General features: G+C 37.9%; 3 protein-coding genes and 1 pseudogene. All 4 read right to left on the bottom strand.

Annotation, left to right across the window (positions count from 1 at the left end):
• Positions 1–210 (bottom strand): annotated as a pseudogene (locus ACRCJ0_RS10495) (glycine/betaine ABC transporter permease); the annotation flags it as partial.
• A 258-nt stretch (positions 211–468) separates the two neighbouring features.
• Complete coding sequence (locus tag ACRCJ0_RS10490) at positions 469–1,425, bottom strand: 2-keto-3-deoxygluconate permease (protein WP_431390400.1); 957 nt, start codon at positions 1,423–1,425, stop codon at positions 469–471.
• 227 nt (positions 1,426–1,652) lie between these two features.
• Positions 1,653–2,945 (bottom strand): nucleobase:cation symporter-2 family protein, encoded by a 1,293-nt coding sequence (locus tag ACRCJ0_RS10485; protein WP_431387676.1) that lies wholly within the window; start codon positions 2,943–2,945, stop codon positions 1,653–1,655.
• A gap of 4 nt (positions 2,946–2,949) precedes the next feature.
• On the bottom strand, positions 2,950–3,546 hold the full coding sequence (locus ACRCJ0_RS10480) for a xanthine phosphoribosyltransferase (protein WP_417893816.1): 597 nt from the start codon (positions 3,544–3,546) through the stop codon (positions 2,950–2,952).
• Positions 3,547–3,683 lie beyond the last annotated feature (137 nt).

Raw genomic sequence — 3,683 nt, 5'->3', positions numbered from 1 at the left:
CAACAAGGCTAATGAGGGGATCGTTTGCAATATACTAGCAAATTGTAATACGGGTTCCGCATATTTGCGGTGGTCACTCAACCAAATGGCTAGTGGAATTGCAATAACACAGGCGATGAACAAGGCAAGTAAGGAAATAGCCATATGTTCGTAAGTAGCAGTGAATAATTGGTCTTTACGTTCCAATAACGTTAAGAAAAAATCGTTCATGATAACTCCTTCCAAGTTACAAGGTGTATGTAGATCATTTAAAATTGCGCAAGATAAAATTGCGTCATCACCAGGTAAATGATTTCAGCAAAATTATCACTCGTATGTTATATTATCGCATAAAATTCCATATTTACATTGCAATAAGCCTGTGTTTTGACTGACTTTTTTGCCCCAAAGTCATCCTATTAAATTGATGAATTCACCGTATAAAAAAAGAGCCATGCAAGCATGACTCTTCTGTAAGCATTGAGATAATTATAATGATTGAATACCATACTCTTTCACATATAGTTTCTGTGCAACAATAGGTGAAATAATTGAAGTGATGATACATACCATCATTACAATAGCAGTAGCACTTGTTGATTGGTCTGCGAAGACTAATGGTAAGGCAGACGCGATACTAGCTGGATTGGCTACTGACATACCTGCTACGTTCCAGATAGCTGCCCCATCTACCCCGGCATTTTGTTTCATGATGTAGCGGTCAAATGGAATTAATGGCAGTAATAAGACCATGAAGATTCCGGCCATCAAAATACCTGGCAAACCTGAAGCGATAGCTGATTGAATATTCATCGCTGCACCTAAGTTCCAACCTAAGAAAGGTAGTAAACGACCAATCATTGGTACGAAGAAGTCGGTGAAATCTTTATCTAGGTTACCTAAAATAATACCGGCTAATAAAGGTACAAAGATTGAGATAATGGTTTGCCAGTCAATTCCTGCTGCCCCACCATCAGCTGTTAAAATACTTAGTAAAATTAATGGAGCAAATGGCATCCCTATTACGCCCATGATACCGTATACCGCACCAAATTGTTTATCCCCATAACTTGAATGGATAGCTAGTGCTACGGCTGGGTTTAAAGAATAGATCACACAAGCAAAAGCCAATAGGTTAATGCCAAAAATGCCATCTAAACCAAACAACCAGTAGAAAACTAAAATATAGATTGTTGAAATCACTAACTTAAACAGAATCATTGGTAAATGACGTTTTATTAAAGGCACAATTTGTTTTAAATCTAAACTTGTCCCCGCTGAAAATACCAATAGTCCAATCACAACGTTGGTCCCCATTTGAAACGTTTGTTGTGATGTACCGCCGATTGCATCATACATATTAGGGAAGATAGACACTAATACTAATGACACTACCATTGGAATCAAGAACATACCCGCTGGTACTTTATTTATTTTCTTAAACATATATAAACCTCTCTTTTATCATTTTTAAATGAACCTCTACAATTACGCTATCATATATTGCTTTCAATCCTTAGTCAATAGCAATTGTCCGTTTTTCACACAGTAATTTAACATTTATGACTAAAATTGCAAAGATCATAGCCATAAAAATACCCCTTGAATTTAGCTAGCATAACTAAATTCAAGGAGTTCCTTCGTCTATTTAAACGAGATATTTTTAAAATAATTTATTTCTTTACGCCATGGAAGAAGGCATTTAATAAGACAACTGTTACACCACCAGCTACGATTCCTGAAGATGTTAACCAAGAAATCCATTCTGGCAATTGCGCAAAGGCTGCAGGTGCAATAGCCACACCTAAACCGATTGTAATTGCAGCACCAATAATCAATTGATTACGATTATCTGCTAAATCTTGCGCACCCAATACGCTGATTCCGTATGATAAGACATTACCAAATAAGAAAATCATTGCACCACCTAATACGGCTGACGGTACAGAAGTGGCAATAGCACCAATTTTTGGAATCAAACCACATAGTAGCATTAAGATAATCAAGTTGATGAAAATGGTTTTCCGCTTTTCACCTGACATTTGTACTACGCCCACATTTTGGGAGAAAGCAGTTTGTGGTGATGTATTGAAGATACCAGCAAGTAAATACCCAATCCCTACTGAGAAATATGAACGGCGAAGATCTGCTTCATCGATGTCTTTATCATACATACCAGCCAAGGCATAGTTGATACCTGTTACTTCAATCATAGAAATAATACCAACCACTGTTAGCGATAAAATCGCTGCTGGATGAAATGATGGCGACTCAATTGCAAAAGGCATCGGTAGTTGTACCCAAGACGCCTCTAGAATAGGTTGCATGTCCATTTTCCCCATAAAGATGGCAATAATCATACCCGCAACTAGTCCAATCAAAATAGAGATAGATTGAAGAAAGCCTTTAGTAAAGCGATATAGTAAGAGGATAATCAGGAAGGTAATTAATCCCAAGATTAAATTATCAATACTACCGTAGTCTGCACTACCCTCGCCACCTGCTAGATTATTAATTGCCACAGGAATTAAAGTTGCACCAATTAGGGTCACGATAGTCCCTGTCACTAGCGGTGGAAATAGGTGGGATAGTTTAGCAAAGATCGGCGCCAATAGTAGGATGATGACACCAGCTGCAAGGACTGAGCCGAACATGGTCCCTAAACCGTACTGACCACCCACCTGAACCATCGGGCCAATCGCTGTAAAGGAACAAGCCATTACAACGGGTAAGCCCATACCGATAAATTTACCCCGGTAGAGTTGTAGGAATGTTGCAATCCCTGAGATAACAATATCTGCTGAGACAAGGTATAGCGTCTGTTGGGTTGTGAAGTTTAGAGAACTTGAGATAATTAACGGTACCACAATAGCACCGGCATACATAGCTAGTAAATGTTGTAGTGAAAGAAATGTAGTTTTAGCTGAGAAGACATCTTTGAAATTAAAGTTTTTCAAATTGGCCACCTGCTTACGCTAATTCTTCGTCTTCTTCATTTACAAAGGTCACTTTATTACCTGCTAATGAAGCAATACGGCAAACTGAGTAAACATCTACACCGGCGTCGATTAGGCGTTGACGGCCTGGTTGGAATGATTTTTCTACACAAATACCCACACCAACAACTTCTGCACCAGCTTGTTTCACTAAGTCAATTAAACCTAGACTCGCTTCACCATTCGCTAAGAAATCGTCAATGATCAGTACTTTATCATTTTCATTTAAGTATTCTTTAGAGATGATAATTTCGCTTGTTTTATTCTTAGTAAATGAATGTACTAGTGTTGAGAATTTATCTTGTCCAGCAAGTGTTGATGGTTCAGATTTTTTGGCAAATAACATCGGTACTTGGAAGTGTGCAGCTACCATGATAGCAGGTGCAATACCACTTGCTTCGATGGTTAATACTTTGGTAATTTCACGTGACTTGAAGTAATCAAAGAAGTTACTTTGGATGTCATGCATCACTTTCGGGTCGATTTGGTGGTTTAAGAATGAGTCAATTTTCAAAATCTTTTCATCGATGACTTGACCGTCTTTTAAAATACGTTTTTGTAAGTAGTTCATGATAAATAGCCCCTTTATTTTTTGTTACCTCCATTGTACGAACAATATACTTCTATTGCAAGGGATTGTTCGGTGAACCTACGACCAATTTCTAATGGGTATCGGTAAATCTGAATAAAAAGCTTATCCAACCACAA

It is taken from the genome of Aerococcus sp. L_32, from assembly GCF_050689315.1.
The sequence above is the reverse complement of the archived record's forward strand: the minus strand, read 5'-3'. Positions and strand labels throughout refer to the sequence as shown.